This window comes from Rhizobium leguminosarum, from assembly GCF_019798305.1.
Lineage (GTDB): Bacteria > Pseudomonadota > Alphaproteobacteria > Rhizobiales > Rhizobiaceae > Rhizobium > Rhizobium leguminosarum_U.
On sequence record NZ_JAAXDD010000004.1, the window covers coordinates 133,982 to 150,391 of the forward strand.

Consider the following 16,410-nt stretch of genomic DNA (forward strand, 5'->3'; position numbering starts at 1 on the left):
AAATCTCCAGCGCCACCGGCCGGGAAACCGCGGCGGCCGCGCTGATCGCGCATTTGCAGAGAGGGAAATAGCAAGGCCTGGTCGCTTTCCAAGTAGATCATGGTCTAGCAGACCTATTCCTTATGGTCATGGACCGATCAGCGCCAATGCATTGATGAGGAAGCGGCGCTTGCCTATAGATGGGCGGTGGAACCCCTGAGGGTTAAGAAGATGAGCCTCACCGTCCTGATCACCTATGCCGGAGCGCTGTTCATTGCCGCGGCCATTCCGGGACCCGGAATCACCGCAATCGTCGCGCGTGCGCTCGGCTCGAATTTCCGCGAGACCTTCTTCATGGGCCTCGGCCTGGTGCTCGGCGACATGACCTATCTCACAGCGGTCATTCTCGGCCTTGCCTTCGTGGCGCAGACCTTCACCGAGGTTTTCATCGTCATCAAGATCGCCGGCGCCCTCTATCTCGGCTACATCGCCTGGAAACTCTGGACAGCGGGATTGCTGCCGCAGGATATCGCGGCGCGGAAATCCACCAATATCGGCCTATCCTTCCTCTCCGGCCTGCTGGTGACGCTCGGCAATCCGAAGACGATGCTCTTCTATGTCGCCCTGGTGCCGACGCTGATCGATATCGGCAATATCGGCCTGCGAGACTATGCGATCTTGCTCGCCGTCACATTCGTGGTGCTGATCGTCGTGCTCGTGCCCTATATGCTGCTTGCCTCGCGGGCCCGCACGATGCTGAAGCAGCCACGGGCCTTGCAGGCGCTGAACCGGGTTGCGGCCGGCATCCTCGCGGGAACGGCCGCCTTCATCGCCACGCGGGCGGCCTGAAATAAACATTCGACAAGAACCGGTTTTCAAAGGTTTTTTTCTCTCCTGATCGCCTCTCCAGGTCGAACGCGGTCTGGTCTAGACGGGCCTTTGACCCTATTCTCCCATCGATTTCAGGAGCAGGATTTCAAAGGGAGAGCACCCATGTCGCACAAGCCCGGCCGCGGCCGCATCTATTCCTCGATCACCGAGACCATCGGCGACACGCCGCTCGTGCGCTTCGACAAGCTGGCGCGGGAAAAGGGCGTCGTGGCGAACCTGATCGGCAAGCTCGAATTCTTCAACCCGATCGCCTCGGTCAAGGACCGCATCGGCGTCGCGATGATCGAAAGCCTCGAAGCCCAGGGCAAGATCACCCCCGGCAAGACGGTGTTGATCGAGCCGACCTCCGGCAACACCGGCATCGCGCTCGCCTTTGCCGCCGCCGCCAAGGGTTATCGGTTGATCCTCACCATGCCGGAAACGATGTCGGTCGAGCGCCGCAAGATGCTGGCGCTGCTCGGCGCCGAGCTGGTGCTGACTGAGGGACCAAAGGGCATGAAGGGCGCCATCGCCAAGGCCGAGGAACTGGCGTCGTCGCTTCCCGATGCCGTCATTCCGCAGCAGTTTGAAAACCCGGCCAATCCCGAGATCCACCGCAAGACGACGGCCGAGGAGATCTGGAACGACACCGAAGGCACCGTCGATATCGTCGTCTCAGGCATCGGCACCGGCGGCACGATTACCGGCGTCGGCCAGGTGTTGAAAAGCCGCAAGCCCGAGATCAAGATCATCGCCGTCGAACCGGCCGATTCGCCGATCCTCTCCGGCGGCAATCCCGGCCCGCACAAGATCCAGGGCATCGGCGCCGGCTTTGCGCCGAAGATCCTCGATACCGGCATCTATGACGAGGTCGTCACCGTGACCAACGACGAAGCCTTTGAACAGGCGCGGCTGGTCGCCCGGCTCGAAGGCGTACCGGTCGGCATCTCCTCGGGTGCGGCACTGACAGCGGCCATCAAGGTCGGCCTCCGTCCCGAGAACGCCGGCAAGAACATCGTCATCATCATCCCCTCCTTCGCCGAGCGCTATCTTTCGACGGCGTTGTTCGAGGGGCTCGGGAGCTAGGCTGGCTTTGGCCGGGGGTTTCCCGGACGTTCATCTTCGCAGAGTCTAGGGGCGCTCTGGCGCCCCTATTTGCTACGCCGCAGCCGTCAGTCTCTCTCGCCTGGAGGGTTCTCGATGAAATCGTCCGGCTGAGGGCCCCGCACGGAGTGAACGATGCTTACGAAGTAAGCAGTAATCGGTCACTACCACTAGCACCGGGTCCCACATTCAAGGGGCCACCTATATGGACTGCGTGCTAGCTACAGGGTTCTTTTCCCAATACGTCGGCAGATAGGACAGGAACAGTTCGTCCAATGCACGGCAGCGATATTTGAACCATTTTCGGGAGCGCTTTCCCCGGAAACCTTTCCAGCGATGCTGTTCCCAAAGCAATTTCTCAATCCTCAGCAAGGTAATCCAAAGGTATAGCAGGCCGTGGGCAAGTGTCGCTCTCGACGCCTCACCTACGTCTCCGAGCATCGCGAGCGGTCGAGAGTTTCCAGCAAAATCCTCTGGATGAGCTGCAACAATGTGAGCAACAAAATTCACATGAACGAAGTTGGAAAGCCACTGATACATATCCTTTCTGACTTCGTTCGGCGTCTGATCGATTAGGATGGAAAGCGGATCGTCGTCTTCCAGCAGCGAAACGGCAGCCCTAATTTTCGATGGAGATAGATGGCTTCTCCAGTGTTTGTAGCTCTCGTTAGGGTCTTCAAAGGATTTTATGAATTCTCGATACGTCGCTTCACTTGCCAAGACCATAATCAGCAAGTCCGCAGTCTCGATCACTCCTCTGAAGGTTGCTCGGGCCTGCCCTTCGAATCCATGAAGAACCAATAGGCGAAAGGCCTGCATGGATTGGGCTAGGTTAGAGGCCAAAACATAAAAAACGGCATTAGGAGATGGCTGGACTGGTAATTGGGCTTCTGGCCATTTCACTCGGCTTCGATGATGTGCATTCTTCAGCCCAAAGTGTGAGAGGTCGCAGACCTGCAAATCATATAGGAGGCACAGGGGCTGTAGCGCTTGTTCAGCGGAATCATAGACGGTTTTACGATCCTGCCATATCGCTCCGAGGAAACCCGATATCTCATCTTCAATTGATTTTGCACTCTCGTCTGGGGATTCTCGTTGGCTCCTTTGTAAATCAGGGTGACTTGCTGCCGTGGCTTCGCATGCCGCTTTGAGCAGTTCATGTTCCTCGGGTTCCACGCTGAATCTCCGCATACAAATCATCTCGCCGCGAAACGACCGGTGGCGGCGACCCACATCCATAAATTCTGAACGCTCCAATTGATAGATCGGCGACCTGCACGTCCTGGGCTAACCAACCACGAGCGCATTGGCGCCGATCGCAGCCGGCAGTGCGCCTGATATGGCGGCGATCGTTCCGTCGAGGTTGAGCTCGCCGACGACGACAAAATCCGACAGTGCATCGGCGGGAATGGCGCCGAGGGCAGCCATCAGGGCGAGCGCGATCGGCAGATCGAAATGCGAGCCTTCCTTCGGCAGGTCGGCAGGCGCCAGATTGACCGTGACGCGCTTGGCCGGCAGCGCCAGGCCGGAGGCGTGGAGGGCGGCCTGCACGCGCTCGCGGCTTTCGGCAACCGCCTTGTCAAACAGTCCGACAATTGCCCCTCTTCCTACGCCGCCGCTGTCAGCCTTTCGCCGGCGATGCGGTAGGAGATAGCTTCGGCGAGATGGATGCGGCCGACGGTCGGTTTGCCGTCGAGATCGGCCAGGGTGCGGGCGACCTTGAGCACGCGGTGGTAACCGCGGGCGGAGAATTTCATCTTTTCGGCGGCGTCGCGCAGCAGCTGCAGACCGCTTGCATCGGGCTCGGCCAGTTTTTCGATCATCGCGGTGGAGCAGCGGGCATTGGTGCCGATGCCCTTTGCGCCTGCGCTTTCAAAGCGCTCCTGCTGGATTTCACGGGCGCGGGCGACACGGCGCGCAACTTCGGCGCTGCTTTCAGCCGCCATCGGCCGGATCAGATCGGCGGCGGAGACGGCCGGCACGTCGATGCGGATATCAATGCGATCCATCAGCGGGCCGGAGATGCGGGCCTGGTAATCACTCATGCAGCGCGGGCCGCGGGCGCAGGTGTGGCCCGGTTCGCCGGCCATACCGCAGCGGCAGGGGTTCATCGCCGCGATCAGCTGGAATTTCGCCGGATAGGAGACGCGGTGATTGGCGCGCGCAATGACGCATTCGCCGCCTTCGAGCGGTTGGCGCAGCGCATCCAGCGCCTGCGGCGTGAATTCGGGAAATTCGTCGAGAAAGAGCACGCCGTGATGGGCAAGCGAGGCTTCGCCCGGACGGGCGCGCAGGCCGCCGCCGACGAGGGCTGCCATGGTGGCGGAATGATGCGGGGTGCGGAAGGGCCGGCGATCGGAAAGCTTGCCGCCGGAGAGCTGGCCGGCGATCGAATGGACCATCGACACCTCAAGCAGCTCGGCGGCCGAAAGCGGCGGCAGAATCGACGGCAGCCTGGCCGCCAGCATCGACTTGCCGGAGCCCGGAGGACCGACCATCAGCAGATTATGGCCGCCGGCGGCCGCCACTTCGAGCGCCCGCTTGGCGCTTTCCTGGCCCTTGATTTCGGCAAGGTCAGGCAGGTTTGCGGCATTGGCGCGGATCGACGCTTCCGGCCTGGAGAGCACCTGGGTGCCGCGGAAATGATTGGCAAGGGCAATCAAGCTGCGGGGTGCGAGGATATCGACCTCGGCACCCGCCCAGGCGGCTTCGGCGCCGCTTTCGGCCGGGCAGATCAGCCCCTTGCCGAGCGCATTGGCACCGATCGCGGCCGGCAGCGCGCCTGATATGGCGGCGATCGTGCCGTCGAGGTTGAGCTCACCGACGACGACAAAATCCGACAGCGCATCGGCAGGAATGGCGCCGAGGGCGGCCATCAGGGCGAGCGCGATCGGCAGATCGAAATGCGAACCTTCCTTCGGCAGGTCAGCCGGCGCCAGATTGACCGTCACCCGCTTGGCCGGCAGCGCCAGACCGGAGGCGTGGAGGGCGGCCTGCACGCGCTCGCGGCTTTCGGCAACCGCCTTGTCGGGCAGGCCGACGATCTGCATGCCGACCTTACCGGGGGCGACCATGACCTGGACCTCGACCGGCACACCTTCGATGCCCTGAAATGCAACCGTACTGACACGCGCGACCATAAGCCCATCCCTTGCCGCAAATTTATATACCGCCCTGCGGCCTTCATTTGATACTTGTCGTGGTCCCCAGAACCGCTACGCACTTTGGGCGACATGCATTAAGGCCAACAGTTGCAATCTGGCATGGACGCAGGAATAAAACAAGAACAATCAAAGAACGTAGTCAGGCATTCGCTGTGACCTTGGTTGCGATCGCTCGCCGGACCAAAACGGTCAGCGGCAGGCTCAGCCGCGCTTACGCTCGATCGCATCCCAAAGCAGGCTTGCGATATCGGCGCCGCCGAATTTCTTGACCTCGCGGATACCGGTGGGCGAAGTGACGTTGATCTCGGTCATGTAATCGCCGATCACATCGATGCCGACGAGCAGGAAGCCGCGTTCCCTCAGCGCCGGACCGATGCGGGTGCAGATTTCCTGTTCGCGCGGCGTCAGTTCGGTCGCCTCGGCGCGGCCGCCGACATGCATGTTGGAGCGGCTGTCGTGTTCGGCCGGCACGCGGTTGATGGCGCCGGCGAATTCGCCGTCAACGAGAATGATACGTTTGTCGCCCTTGCGCACGTCGGGCAGATATTGCTGGGCGATGAAGGGCTCGCGGAAAAGCTGGCCGAACATTTCGAGCAGCGAGGAGAGGTTGCGGTCGTCGCGGGTCGAATGGAAGACGCCAGCGCCGCCATTGCCGTAAAGCGGCTTCAGGATGATGTCGCCCATCTCATCGCGGAAGCGGCGGATCTCGGCGGCATCCTTGGTGATCAACGTCTTCGGCATCAGGTCGGAGAACTCGGTGACGAAGATTTTTTCCGGCGAATTGCGCACCCAGGCCGGATCGTTGACGACGAGCGTCTTCGGATGGATGCGCTCGAGCAGATGCGTCGAGGTAATATAGGCCATGTCGAAGGGCGGGTCCTGGCGCAGCAGCACGACGTCCATGGTCGCGAGATCGACGCGCTCGGGCGCGCCAAGCTCAAAATGATCGCCCTTGACGTCGCGCAGCGCCATCGGCTCGACGCTGGCATAGAGCCTGTTGTCGCGGAAGCTCAGGCGGTCGGGGGTGTAATGGAACAGCTTGTAGCCGCGGGCCTGCGCTTCCAGGCTCATGGCGAAGGTGGAATCGCCTGCGATATTGATGCCTTCGACATGGTCCATCTGGACCGCTACATTGGTGATCTTGGCCATTTCCATCCCTCGCTGAATGCCGGACAGATGTAGGTCGGCCAGATATCAAACGCAACGGGCAATCAAGGGCTTCCAGCGGGCGCCCGCGGCAAAATCAGGCGGCGATGCCCTGGTTGCCACTGTTGCGCAGCATGTTGCGGAGGCGGTAGGCGATCGCCAAGGGCTTCGGGAAGGGCCTGCGCAGGAAGGCGACCTTGCGGACGTAATTGTCGACCCGCCAGCTCGCCCACGTTCCGCCGGCAAAAAAGGCGACGTCGCCGCCGCAGAGCGTTCGTTCGGTGCCGTCCTCGGCGGTGATATGGACCTCGCCTTCGAGGATCATCACCGTCTCGTCCCAGCCGAAATACCAGCGGAATTCGCCCGCCGTGCAGTCCCAGATCGCCGTCAGTGAGGCCTCGTCATGGCCGCGCGAATGTTCGGCGGTGCGGGCCTGCGGATTGCCGCTGACGATCCAGTCCGGATTGATCGGCGTGGATTTCAGCGGCAGCAGATCGCTCGCATGCGCGACGAAGGATTTTCCGGCCGGCTTCGCTACGACATGCGGCACCGAGCGCGCGGCCATGGCGACCGCACTTGCAAGCATCAGCTTCCAGGCCATGAAACAACCCCCAATTGTTATCCCTACCGAGATTTGACGTAACAGAGAGTCGTAAGAATCTGTTTCACGCGGGAACTAAAAGTTTAACGATCCGGAAATCCGATGGGGCGAAAGGAGGTCAGAAAGCATCAATAAAATGCCGCGGCAGCCGGCCCGGCATGATCGCCACGATATCATAGCGCTGGGAAAGGCGGCCCTGATCGGCCTGGCGGGCGAGCCAGAGATCGCTTGCCGCCCGTATCCGCTTTTGCGCGGCGATAGAGACGGCATCGACCGCCGCCGCCTCGCCATGGCGGGCCTTGACCTCGACGAAGACGGCGAGATCGCCCTTGCGGGCGATGATGTCGATCTCGCCGAGCCGGGTGCGGTGGCGCAGCGCCAGGATGCGGTAGCCCTTCAGCAGCAGGAAGATGGCCGCGACATATTCCGACATGCGGCCCCGGCGCAGCGCCTTCCTCCTGATCGTGGTGAGATCGTTACCGCCCATCGGCGTTCTTGATCTCCAGCAGCCGCTGGTAGAGCACCTTGCGCGGCAGGCCGGTGAGGCGGGCGGCCTCGGTCGCGGCGCCTGCCGTCGGCATCGACTTCGACAGGTCGGCCAGGATGGCTTCGACATCGGCCTCATCAGTCTCGACCGGCTCCGGCGGACCGATCACGAGGACGATCTCGCCCTTGACGTTTTCCAACTGCTGATAATGCGCCGCAAGGTCGGCAAGCGTGCCGCGGCGGAACTCTTCATAGGTCTTGGTCAGCTCGCGGCAGACGGAGGCGAGCCGAGTGGCCCCGAGCACATCGGCGGCAGCCAGAAGCGTTGCGCCGATGCGATGCGGCGATTCAAAGAAGATCAGCGTCGCGGGTACTGTTGCAAGTTCACCGAGGCGGTCGCGGCGGGCCTTGTCCTTGGCCGGCAGGAAACCGGCGAAAAGAAAGGCATCGTTCGGCAGGCCGGAGCCGACAAGGGCTGCGAGCGGCGCGGAGGCGCCGGGAATGGGAATGACGCGGTAACCTGCCGTTATTGCCTGCTGCGCCAGCCGATAACCGGGATCGGAGACCAGCGGCGTGCCGGCATCGGACACCAACGCCACCGAGCGCCCGGCTTCAAGCGCCTGCAGTAGCCTAGGACCGGCCTCATCGGCATTATGATCATGATAGGCGAAGGGGCGATTCTGGATGCCGTAGCGGTCGAGCAGCACGCGGGTGACGCGCGTATCTTCGCAGGCGAGCACATCGGCGCCGGCCAGCGTTTCCAGCGCGCGCAGGGTGATATCGCCGAGATTGCCGATGGGAGTGGCGACGAGATAGAGCGCCGGCTCCAGCGGCCGTGCCGGCACCGCCATATTGTGCAGGCGGAAGCTTCGCCGGCTGGCAGCGTCCGCTGTCGTTTCCTCATTCATGCCATTTGCTTTCGTCCCGCCGGCTCGTCGCCGGCATCGAAGCCTTTATGGGCGAGCGGCATCGCTTCGGCAAGGGTTCGGATTTCTGTGAGCATCGCTCTGGAAAACCGCAAATGCAGGGGCGCGTGCGTCCATGCCTCTTGCAAAGCAATGCTGAAGTCTGCCATTTTGCCCGTCCACTCCCCCGGCCTCAAGCCGGGACAGCATTCTTCGGGTGCTCGACGCGCCCGGACAGTCACGGTCGAAAGCGGTAGCATCCCATGCGTATTACTATTGAGCGGTCAAACCTGTTGAAATCGCTGAACCACGTCCACCGCGTGGTCGAACGTCGCAACACGATCCCGATCCTGTCCAACGTATTGCTCAAGGCCGACGGCCAGAAGCTCGACATGAAGGCGACCGACCTCGACCTCGAAATCACCGAGGCGACACCGGCAAGCGTCGAGCAGCCCGGCGCCACCACCGTTCCCGCCCATCTTCTCTACGATATCGTGCGCAAGCTTCCCGACGGCTCGGAAGTGCTGCTTGCCACCAGCACCGATGGCGGCGCGATGACCGTGCAGTCCGGCCGCTCGAAATTCTCGCTGCAGTGCCTGCCGGAATCGGACTTCCCTGATCTGACAGCTGGCACCTTCACGCATTCCTTCAAGCTGAAGGCGACCGATCTGAAGATGTTGATCGACCGCACCCAGTTTGCGATCTCGACGGAAGAGACGCGTTATTATCTGAACGGCATCTTTTTCCACACGATCGAGAGCAACGGCCAGCTGAAACTCAGGGCGGTTGCGACCGACGGCCACCGGCTGGCGCGCGCCGATGTCGATGCGCCCTCCGGCTCCGAGGGCATGCCCGGCATCATCATTCCGCGCAAGACAGTCGGCGAACTGCAGAAGCTGGTCGACAATCCCGAGGTGATGGTGACCGTCGAGGTCTCGGACGCCAAGATCCGCCTGACGATCGGCTCGATCGTCATGACCTCGAAACTGATCGACGGCACCTTCCCGGACTATCAGCGCGTCATCCCGACAGGCAACGACAAGGAAATGCGTGTCGACTGCACGAGTTTCGCACAGGCCGTCGACCGCGTCTCGACCATCTCCTCCGAGCGCGGCCGCGCCGTCAAGCTGGCGCTTTCCGAAGGGCAGCTGATGCTGACAGTCAACAATCCCGATTCCGGCAGCGCGACTGAGGAAGTCGCCGTCGGCTACGACACGGATGCGATGGAAATCGGCTTCAATGCCAAATACCTGCTCGACATCACCGCCCAGCTTTCCGGCGAGGAAGCGATCTTCCTGCTGGCCGATGCCGGCTCCCCGACGCTGATCCGCGACACGGCGGGCGACGATGCGCTCTACGTACTGATGCCGATGCGCGTCTGAGCGGAACGAAGGCCGCCCATTGCCGTTTTTCCTCCTGTCAAAATGGAGGATCCCATGGTGAAAAAGACGGGAACGGTGCGCATCGGCATATCCGGCTGGACCTATGCGCCCTGGCGCGGCCAATTCTACCCGAAGGACCTGCCGCAGAAGCAGGAGCTTTCCTACGCCGCCCGGCACTTCCGGTCGATCGAGATCAATGGCACCTTCTACGGATTGCAGCGGCCCGAAAGCTTCGGCCGCTGGCGCGACGAGACACCGGAGGATTTCGTCTTCGCAGTCAAGGGACCGCGCTTCATCACCCATATGCTGCGGCTGCAGGATATCCAGACGGCGCTCGCCAATTTCCTCGCCTCCGGCGTTTTGCGGCTTGGCCCCAAGCTCGGGCCGATCCTCTGGCAATTCCCGCCGAACATGGTCTTCGACCCATCGCTTTTCGAAAGTTTTTTGTCGCTGCTGCCGCACGACCGCGACGCAGCGATCGCGCTTGCCAAGCGGCACGACTGGCATATCAAGGCACCGGCCTGGCTTACATGCGACGGGCACCAGCCGATCCGGCATGCGCTCGAAATCCGCCACGAGAGCTTCCGCTCACCCGCCTTCATCGAGATGCTCAGGCGCCATAAGGTCGCCCTCGTCTGCGCCGATACGGTGCAATGGCCGCTGCTGATGGATATCACCGCCGATTTCATCTACTGCCGCCTGCATGGTTCCGAAAAGCTCTATGTCAGCGGCTACGAGGACGAAGCGCTCGACCTATGGGCACAACGCATCCGCGCCTGGGCCACGGGCGAAGAACCTGACGATGCGACGCGGGTGCTGGCGCCCGTACCAGCGCGCAACAAGGGCCGCGACGTCTATCTCTATTTCGACAATACCGACGTGAAGCTGCGCGCACCCGTCGACGCCGATCATTTGAGCGAAAGGCTTGCCGATCTCATGCCGGGTTCGGCGCCGAAAGCCGCATGAGCTGTTGATGTCGATGTCCTTGTTGCGAAAATCCTTGTCCCTTAAGCGACAAGCGGCATATTAAGGCATTCGATCAACATGCGGACGGGTGGAGAATGAGCTTACGGGTCAAGGTGAAGGAACGGCTGGGCAAGAGGTTCGACGACGAGATCCGCTTCTTCCGCGGCATGATGCAGGGGCCGAAGACGGTGGGCTCGATCGTGCCGACCTCCTCGATCACGGCGAAGCGCATGGCAAGCGTCGTCGATATCCATTCCGGGCTGCCGGTGCTTGAACTTGGACCGGGCACGGGCGCCATCACCAAGGCCATCCTCGGCCGCGGCGTCCGACCGGAAAATCTCGTAGCGATCGAATATTCGACGGATTTTCATAAACATCTGCAGCGGACCTATCCCGGCGTGCACTTCATCAACGGCGACGCTTTCGATCTTCAGACCACTCTTGGCAATTTCAGCGGTCTCACCTTCGATTCCGTCGTTTCGGGCATTCCGCTTCTGAATTTTCCAATGACGAAGCGCATCTCGCTGCTTGAAAGTCTGCTCGATCGACTGCCGACCGGCCGGCCGATGGTGCAGATTTCCTATGGCGCGATCTCGCCGATCGCGGCCAATCCGGACCGCTACCACATCCAGCATTTCGACTTCGTCATGCGCAATATTCCGCCAGCGCAGCTCTGGATCTACAAGCGCGGCTGAGATGTTCGGGATCTACATCACCCATCCGCAGGTCAGGATCGATCCGAATGTGCCGGTGCCGAAATGGGGGCTTTCCGATATCGGTGCGGCACGCGCCCGCAAAGCGGCCGAGAGCGGCTGGGCCAGGCAATTGCGGCGCATCGTCTGCAGCGACGAGACGAAGGCGATCGAAACGGCCGAAATCCTGGCGGAAGCTTCCGGTGTGACCGTCGAGATCGTCGACGCGATGCATGAGAACGACCGCTCGGCCACCGGCTTCCTGCCGCCGCCGCAATTCGAAGAAGCAGCAAACTGGTTCTTTGCCCATCCGGAACAGAGCTTCAAAGGCTGGGAGCGTGCCGTCGATGCGCAGGCCCGCATCGTCGAGGCTGTGAACGCCGTTCTTGCCACGCATGATGCGACGGCGCCGATCGCCTTTGTCGGCCATGGCGGCGTCGGCACGCTGCTCAAATGCCATCTGGCTGGCAGCCCGATCGCGCGCGACCGCGACCAGCCCGGCGGCGGCGGCAATCTCTATGCTTTCGGTATTGCGGATCGCCGCTTATCATGCGACTGGACACCCATCGAAGACTGGCAGGGGTGACTTCAGATGGACGCACGCGAGCGGTTGATCGTCGGCCTGGATGTTCCAACGATCGGCGAGGCGGAAAGACTGGTTTCCACGCTCGGCGACGACATTCTCTTCTACAAGATCGGCTATCAGCTGGTCTTTGCCGGCGGCCTGGAATTTGCCCGCGATCTTGCCGCTAGCGGCAAGAAGATCTTTCTCGACATGAAGCTGCTCGACATCGACAACACGGTGGCCTCGGGCGTCGACAACATCGCCAAGATGGGCATGTCGATGCTGACGCTGCATGCCTATCCGAAAGCGATGAAGGCGGCGGTCGAGGCCGCGGCCGGCTCCGGCCTCTGCCTGCTCGGCGTGACCGTGCTGACCTCGATGGATGCCGACGACCTTGCCGAGGCCGGCTACAGCCAGGATCCGCACAGCCTGGTGCTGCGCCGCGCCGAACAGGCGCGGGCGGCCGGCATGGGCGGTATCGTCTGCTCGGCGGAGGAAGCGGCTGCGGTGCGCGAGATCGTCGGGCCCCACATGGCGATCGTCACCCCCGGCATTCGCCCTGATGGTAGCGACAAGGGCGACCAGAAGCGGGTGATGACGCCTTTCGACGCACTGAAGGCGGGAGCGACGCATCTCGTCGTCGGCCGGCCTGTCGTCAAGGCGCCGGATCCCCGAGATGCCGCCCGCGCGATCCTCAGCGAAATGGTGAGCGCACTCTGGCCGGCAAATCGCTAACCAGATTCAACGACAAAAGGGAGAAGACCATGGCCAAAGGATACTGGATCGCCCGCGTCGACGTTCGCGATGCCGAGCGCTACAAGGATTACGTGACGGCGGCCAAGCCGGCCTTCGAAAAGTATGGGGCGAATTTCCTGGCGCGCGGCGGCGCCTTCACCGAACTCGAGGGCAAGGCGCGCGTCCGCAACGTGGTGATCGAATTCCCGTCGATGCAGCATGCCGTCGACTGCTATAATTCGCCGGAATACCAAATCGCCGCCAAAATCCGCCAGGAAGCGGCAGACGCGGAAATGGTCGTCGTCGAAGGCGTCTGAGCGCCCTCGCATTCGCAAAAAACTGACCGCGTGATGGGCCTTCCCGTCGCGCCGGGATTCGGCTAAGACGAAGCCAATCAAGCATCCCGCCAAGCCTTTCGAGGAGCCTGCCATGACCCTTGCCAACCTGCCGCCGCTCGTCACCGTGTTCGGAGGGTCGGGCTTCGTGGGCAGGCACGTGGTTCGGGCCCTGGCCAAGCGCGGCTATCGCATCCGCGTCGCCGTGCGCCGTCCCGATCTCGCCGGTTTCCTGCAGCCGCTCGGCAATGTCGGCCAGATCTCTTTCGTCCAGGCGAACCTGCGCTATCGCAGCTCGATCGACCGCGCCGTCGACGGTGCGAGCCACGTCGTCAACTGCGTCGGCATTCTGCACGAAACCGGCCGCAACACTTTCGACGCGGTGCAGGAATTCGGCGGCCGTGCGATTGCTGAGGCGGCGCGCGGCGCAGGTGCGACACTGACGCATATTTCGGCGATCGGCGCCGACGCGAAATCCGATTCCGACTATGGCCGCACCAAGGGTCGCGCCGAAACAGCCATCCTCTCGGTCAAGCCCGATGCGGTAATCTTCCGTCCGTCGATCGTGTTCGGACCGGAAGATAGCTTCTTCAACAAGTTTGCCGAGATGGCACGCATGTCGCCGATCCTGCCGCTCGTCGGCGGCGGCAAGACGAAATTCCAGCCTGTCTATGTCGAGGATGTCGCCGAGGCCGTTGCCCGCGCTGTTGACGGCAAGGTCGCCGGCGGCAAGGTCTATGAGCTTGGCGGGCCTGAGGTGCTGAGCTTCCGCGAATGTCTCGAGACAATGCTGAAGGTGACGTGCCGCAAGAACCGGCTGATATCCCTGCCCTTCGGCATCGCTTCGATGATCGGCAGCATCGCCTCGCTGATCCCCCTCATAACGCCGCCGATCACGCCGGATCAGGTGCGCCTACTAAAGCGCGACAATATCGTCTCCCGAGAAGCCGAGGAGGAAGGCCGCACGCTGAAGGGTCTGGGCATTGCGCCCACCATGGTGGCATCGGTGCTCGGCTCCTATCTGGTGCACTATCGTCCGCACGGCCAGTACACCGGAACCGGCAAGTCCGCCTGAGCATCTTTTCCAGACGATGAGATTTGGCCGTCTGCGGATCCCGCGGGCGGCCTTTTGGCGTTGCCGTGTCCCGCAAAGCCCGGCGCAAGTTTGAAGTGTTCTGGTGCTCGGCATATTCAGCGGCGTTGCATAAAAGACGCATCGGAAATTTTGTGGAATTAACGCCAAATTTAGCAGGAACGTTTATTGCTATTTGCCATTCCACTGACTACCAAACCCGCGCGTCTTCCAACGGACTCAACACCTGCGGTCGCGCGCGGCAATCACTGTGAAAGGCAATTCTCGATGGGCAAGTCAATCGCGCTCCTGTTTGCGTGTGCGGCGCTGGTTATCCTTGCAGGCTCTTTCGTTGCGCCCGGTTCGGTCGCGGCGGTGAAGGGCGATTGCTCGCCGGCCTACGGCGTCGATCCTTGCTCGACGGCCTCGATCATCCATTGACGAAAAGCCTGGCCCTGCGCCGGCATCTTGCTCCAAGCAAGCAGTCGATCGGACGCCGGAAACAGGGCGCTCCACAGTGAACGTTACGTCTCGCCTGCATCAAAAGGGCGACGGGAGTGTATCCCCTCAATGACTAACTAAGAGATCGGCAGCTTGCCGGTAATCGGGTGCCCGTTTGTGCCGTCCGACGGGACATTTGCATTCGCGCCGGGAGATGCGCGAATGCAAATGCAAGACGGATGTCTCAGGCGATGAAGCCGGTCGCGGCCATGCCGAGCAGCAAAACACCGAGAATGATGCGGTAGATGGCAAACAGGGTAAACCGGTTGCTTCTGATATAGGCCAGCAGCCATTTGACCGCGATGAAGGCGACGATCGTGGAGACGACGAAGGCGATGCCGAGCGCCGTCCAGTCTTCGCCCGCCGCTCCGCCATCCTTAAACGTCTTCAGCAATTCATAGCCGCTTGCGGCGTACATTGTGGGTATGCCGACGAGAAAGGCGAATTCGGTCGCCGCAGCGCGGTTGCCGGTGCCGGCCAGCATGGCGACGAAAATCGTGGCGCCGGAGCGCGAGGTTCCCGGGAAGACGCCGGCAACGATCTGGGCGATGCCGACCAGGATGGCGACAAGCCAGGTGATCTCTTTATGCGGCGGCCTGCGGGCGGCGGCCCACTCGGCAAAGATCATCCAGATACCGCCGATGATGAGCGCCCAGGCGATCGGTGTTGCGGTCTCCGGCAGTTCAAAGCCGAGCTTCTTGACGATAAGTCCGAGAATTGCGGTGATGAGAAAGGCGACGATCAGCTTGGCGGCATAATCGCGGTTGGCGGGGTCGCGCCAGCCAAGCACCAGATCCAGCAGACGACGCCAGTAGATGATGGTGACGGCGAGGATGGCGCCCGCCTGAATGACGATGTTGAACATGTCCGACCGATGTCCAAGCCATTGCTCGGCAATGATCAGATGACCGGTGCTCGAGATCGGCAGGAACTCGGTGATCCCCTCTATGATACCGAGAATTGCAGCATTTATATAATCCATACATTGTCTCCGGTTTAAAGTTCGGTCGTGCCTGAGCGCTTGGGCCGATCAGGCTGCCGCTTCCATTCGTTCGTTAGACCGTGTTTCGCCATTATCAGATGGCCCGAAAAATCCGATTCGCTTGTATTGGCGGAGTCAAACTCCTATAGCTTCAACCAATGAGTCATGACTAGGGCGCTATTTCGAGCTGCCACACAGTCCTGTAACAGCAATCACAACGCCCGAGTATCGATGCCCACGCTTTATCATCATCCCATGTCATCCGCATCTCGCTTCGTCCGGCTGATCCTGGCGGAATACGGCTATCAGGCGGATCTGATCGACGAGCAGACATGGGAGAAGCGCCGGGATTTCCTGGCGCTCAATCCGGCCGGCACGCTGCCGGTCTATGTCGACGACAGCATGCGCGCGCTTTGCGGCGCGAGCGTCATCTCCGAATATCTGGACGAGACGCACGGCGTCTTGAAGCGCGACCGGCGGCTGCTCGCCGAAGACCCTTTCCAGCGGGCCGAAATCCGCCGGCTGACCGAATGGTTCATGCAGAAGATGGAAAACGACGTGACCAAGCCGCTCGCGCGCGAGCGTGTCTATAAGTTGCAGATGAGCGCCGATCAGGGCGGCGGAGCGCCGGATTCGAAGGTTTTGCGCACGGCTCGCGCGAATATCCGCCAGCATATGCGCTACCTCACCTGGCTTGCCGGCTCGCGTCAATGGCTGGCGGGCGAGCGGATGAGCTATGCCGACCTTGCCGCCGCGGCCTCGATCTCGATCCTCGATTATCTCGGCGAAATCGAGTGGGCGGATTCGCCGGTCGTCAAGGACTGGTACCAGCGGCTGAAGTCGCGTCCCTCCTTCCGGCCGATGCTGACCGAGCGCGTGCGCGGTCTGACACCGGTTTCACACTATGCCGATCTGGACTTCTGAC

Annotated in this window: 19 protein-coding genes and 1 pseudogene; 11 read left to right on the forward strand and 9 right to left on the reverse strand. The window is 61.7% G+C overall.

Annotated elements, in window-relative coordinates:
* Window positions 1–210: 210 nt before the first annotated feature.
* Together HFO99_RS08705 and cysK are read left to right on the forward strand one after the other, a co-directional pair.
* Window positions 211–828 (forward strand): LysE family translocator, encoded by a 618-nt coding sequence (locus HFO99_RS08705; protein ID WP_170280263.1) that lies wholly within the window; start codon window positions 211–213, stop codon window positions 826–828.
* A gap of 144 nt (window positions 829–972) precedes the next feature.
* Window positions 973–1,935, forward strand: coding sequence for a cysteine synthase A (cysK, locus tag HFO99_RS08710; RefSeq protein ID WP_222360608.1), 963 nt, complete (start codon window positions 973–975; stop codon window positions 1,933–1,935).
* 219 nt (window positions 1,936–2,154) lie between these two features.
* Here the strand turns inward: cysK and HFO99_RS08715 are convergent, their stop codons facing one another.
* The 8 genes and pseudogenes from HFO99_RS08715 to HFO99_RS08750 all read right to left on the reverse strand — a co-directional run bounded on the left by HFO99_RS08715 (window position 2,155) and on the right by HFO99_RS08750 (window position 8,425).
* Complete coding sequence (locus HFO99_RS08715) at window positions 2,155–3,129, reverse strand: hypothetical protein (RefSeq protein WP_315860473.1); 975 nt, start codon at window positions 3,127–3,129, stop codon at window positions 2,155–2,157.
* Between the two features lie 114 nt (window positions 3,130–3,243).
* Window positions 3,244–3,549 (reverse strand): annotated as a pseudogene (locus HFO99_RS08720) (magnesium chelatase domain-containing protein); the annotation flags it as partial.
* Window positions 3,550–3,560: 11 nt separating this feature from the next.
* Entirely contained in the window at window positions 3,561–5,093 is a 1,533-nt protein-coding gene (locus tag HFO99_RS08725; protein ID WP_222300887.1) for a YifB family Mg chelatase-like AAA ATPase, read from the reverse strand.
* A 225-nt stretch (window positions 5,094–5,318) separates the two neighbouring features.
* The gene (gene gshB, locus HFO99_RS08730) at window positions 5,319–6,266 is read right to left on the reverse strand and encodes a glutathione synthase (RefSeq protein WP_222300889.1); all 948 of its coding nucleotides are present in this window, start codon (window positions 6,264–6,266) and stop codon (window positions 5,319–5,321) included.
* Between the two features lie 94 nt (window positions 6,267–6,360).
* Complete coding sequence (locus tag HFO99_RS08735; protein ID WP_222360611.1) at window positions 6,361–6,864, reverse strand: cupin domain-containing protein; 504 nt, start codon at window positions 6,862–6,864, stop codon at window positions 6,361–6,363.
* Window positions 6,865–6,982: 118 nt separating this feature from the next.
* Entirely contained in the window at window positions 6,983–7,351 is a 369-nt protein-coding gene (locus HFO99_RS08740) for a YraN family protein (RefSeq protein ID WP_222300893.1), read from the reverse strand.
* Window positions 7,341–8,258 carry a 16S rRNA (cytidine(1402)-2'-O)-methyltransferase gene (rsmI, locus tag HFO99_RS08745; protein WP_222360612.1) on the reverse strand — a complete coding sequence of 306 codons (918 nt, stop codon included), beginning with the start codon at window positions 8,256–8,258 and terminating at the stop codon, window positions 7,341–7,343. The genes HFO99_RS08740 and rsmI overlap by 11 nt, the downstream gene beginning before the upstream one ends.
* Window positions 8,255–8,425 (reverse strand): hypothetical protein, encoded by a 171-nt coding sequence (locus HFO99_RS08750; protein WP_222332487.1) that lies wholly within the window; start codon window positions 8,423–8,425, stop codon window positions 8,255–8,257. The genes rsmI and HFO99_RS08750 overlap by 4 nt, the downstream gene beginning before the upstream one ends.
* A 93-nt stretch (window positions 8,426–8,518) precedes the next feature.
* On the opposite strand from HFO99_RS08750, the gene dnaN reads away from it, so the two are divergent.
* The 8 genes from dnaN (at window position 8,519) to HFO99_RS08790 (ending at window position 14,443) form a co-directional block, all read left to right on the forward strand.
* Window positions 8,519–9,637, forward strand: coding sequence for a DNA polymerase III subunit beta (gene dnaN, locus HFO99_RS08755; protein ID WP_129417632.1), 1,119 nt, complete (start codon window positions 8,519–8,521; stop codon window positions 9,635–9,637).
* A gap of 54 nt (window positions 9,638–9,691) precedes the next feature.
* Entirely contained in the window at window positions 9,692–10,603 is a 912-nt protein-coding gene (locus HFO99_RS08760; RefSeq protein WP_222300901.1) for a DUF72 domain-containing protein, read from the forward strand.
* Window positions 10,604–10,698: 95 nt separating this feature from the next.
* Window positions 10,699–11,298 carry a phospholipid N-methyltransferase PmtA gene (gene pmtA / locus HFO99_RS08765; protein WP_222360615.1) on the forward strand — a complete coding sequence of 200 codons (600 nt, stop codon included), beginning with the start codon at window positions 10,699–10,701 and terminating at the stop codon, window positions 11,296–11,298.
* Window position 11,299: 1 nt separating this feature from the next.
* Window positions 11,300–11,881 carry a histidine phosphatase family protein gene (locus HFO99_RS08770; protein ID WP_222360617.1) on the forward strand — a complete coding sequence of 194 codons (582 nt, stop codon included), beginning with the start codon at window positions 11,300–11,302 and terminating at the stop codon, window positions 11,879–11,881.
* A gap of 6 nt (window positions 11,882–11,887) precedes the next feature.
* Window positions 11,888–12,595, forward strand: coding sequence for an orotidine-5'-phosphate decarboxylase (gene pyrF / locus HFO99_RS08775; protein ID WP_222332489.1), 708 nt, complete (start codon window positions 11,888–11,890; stop codon window positions 12,593–12,595).
* A 29-nt stretch (window positions 12,596–12,624) separates the two neighbouring features.
* Window positions 12,625–12,912 (forward strand): DUF1330 domain-containing protein, encoded by a 288-nt coding sequence (locus HFO99_RS08780; protein WP_094086884.1) that lies wholly within the window; start codon window positions 12,625–12,627, stop codon window positions 12,910–12,912.
* Between the two features lie 112 nt (window positions 12,913–13,024).
* Entirely contained in the window at window positions 13,025–14,005 is a 981-nt protein-coding gene (locus HFO99_RS08785; protein ID WP_222360620.1) for a complex I NDUFA9 subunit family protein, read from the forward strand.
* A 285-nt stretch (window positions 14,006–14,290) separates the two neighbouring features.
* Window positions 14,291–14,443 (forward strand): hypothetical protein, encoded by a 153-nt coding sequence (locus tag HFO99_RS08790; protein ID WP_003544729.1) that lies wholly within the window; start codon window positions 14,291–14,293, stop codon window positions 14,441–14,443.
* A gap of 244 nt (window positions 14,444–14,687) precedes the next feature.
* On the opposite strand, the gene HFO99_RS08795 is transcribed toward HFO99_RS08790, so the two are convergent.
* On the reverse strand, window positions 14,688–15,485 hold the full coding sequence (locus HFO99_RS08795) for an undecaprenyl-diphosphate phosphatase (RefSeq protein ID WP_222360623.1): 798 nt from the start codon (window positions 15,483–15,485) through the stop codon (window positions 14,688–14,690).
* A 231-nt stretch (window positions 15,486–15,716) separates the two neighbouring features.
* Here HFO99_RS08795 and HFO99_RS08800 point away from each other — a divergent pair, with 231 nt between their 5' ends.
* Window positions 15,717–16,409: a glutathione S-transferase family protein gene (locus HFO99_RS08800; RefSeq protein WP_017966660.1), complete on the forward strand. Its 693-nt coding sequence runs from the start codon at window positions 15,717–15,719 to the stop codon at window positions 16,407–16,409.
* The last annotated feature ends 1 nt before the right edge of the window (window position 16,410 follow it).

What these genes read in the sequence shown, in the direction of transcription:
- HFO99_RS08705 (WP_170280263.1), top strand. Translation starts at nt 211, where the DNA reads ATGAGCCTCACCGTCCTGATCACCTATGCCGGAGCGCTGTTCATTGCC.
- cysK (WP_222360608.1), top strand. Translation starts at nt 973, where the DNA reads ATGTCGCACAAGCCCGGCCGCGGCCGCATCTATTCCTCGATCACCGAG.
- HFO99_RS08725 (WP_222300887.1), bottom strand. Translation starts at nt 5,093, where the DNA reads ATGGTCGCGCGTGTCAGTACGGTTGCATTTCAGGGCATCGAAGGTGTG.
- gshB (WP_222300889.1), bottom strand. Translation starts at nt 6,266, where the DNA reads ATGGCCAAGATCACCAATGTAGCGGTCCAGATGGACCATGTCGAAGGC.
- HFO99_RS08735 (WP_222360611.1), bottom strand. Translation starts at nt 6,864, where the DNA reads ATGGCCTGGAAGCTGATGCTTGCAAGTGCGGTCGCCATGGCCGCGCGC.
- HFO99_RS08740 (WP_222300893.1), bottom strand. Translation starts at nt 7,351, where the DNA reads ATGGGCGGTAACGATCTCACCACGATCAGGAGGAAGGCGCTGCGCCGG.
- rsmI (WP_222360612.1), bottom strand. Translation starts at nt 8,258, where the DNA reads ATGAATGAGGAAACGACAGCGGACGCTGCCAGCCGGCGAAGCTTCCGC.
- HFO99_RS08750 (WP_222332487.1), bottom strand. Translation starts at nt 8,425, where the DNA reads ATGGCAGACTTCAGCATTGCTTTGCAAGAGGCATGGACGCACGCGCCC.
- dnaN (WP_129417632.1), top strand. Translation starts at nt 8,519, where the DNA reads ATGCGTATTACTATTGAGCGGTCAAACCTGTTGAAATCGCTGAACCAC.
- HFO99_RS08760 (WP_222300901.1), top strand. Translation starts at nt 9,692, where the DNA reads ATGGTGAAAAAGACGGGAACGGTGCGCATCGGCATATCCGGCTGGACC.
- pmtA (WP_222360615.1), top strand. Translation starts at nt 10,699, where the DNA reads ATGAGCTTACGGGTCAAGGTGAAGGAACGGCTGGGCAAGAGGTTCGAC.
- HFO99_RS08770 (WP_222360617.1), top strand. Translation starts at nt 11,300, where the DNA reads ATGTTCGGGATCTACATCACCCATCCGCAGGTCAGGATCGATCCGAAT.
- pyrF (WP_222332489.1), top strand. Translation starts at nt 11,888, where the DNA reads ATGGACGCACGCGAGCGGTTGATCGTCGGCCTGGATGTTCCAACGATC.
- HFO99_RS08780 (WP_094086884.1), top strand. Translation starts at nt 12,625, where the DNA reads ATGGCCAAAGGATACTGGATCGCCCGCGTCGACGTTCGCGATGCCGAG.
- HFO99_RS08785 (WP_222360620.1), top strand. Translation starts at nt 13,025, where the DNA reads ATGACCCTTGCCAACCTGCCGCCGCTCGTCACCGTGTTCGGAGGGTCG.
- HFO99_RS08790 (WP_003544729.1), top strand. Translation starts at nt 14,291, where the DNA reads ATGGGCAAGTCAATCGCGCTCCTGTTTGCGTGTGCGGCGCTGGTTATC.
- HFO99_RS08795 (WP_222360623.1), bottom strand. Translation starts at nt 15,485, where the DNA reads ATGGATTATATAAATGCTGCAATTCTCGGTATCATAGAGGGGATCACC.
- HFO99_RS08800 (WP_017966660.1), top strand. Translation starts at nt 15,717, where the DNA reads ATGCCCACGCTTTATCATCATCCCATGTCATCCGCATCTCGCTTCGTC.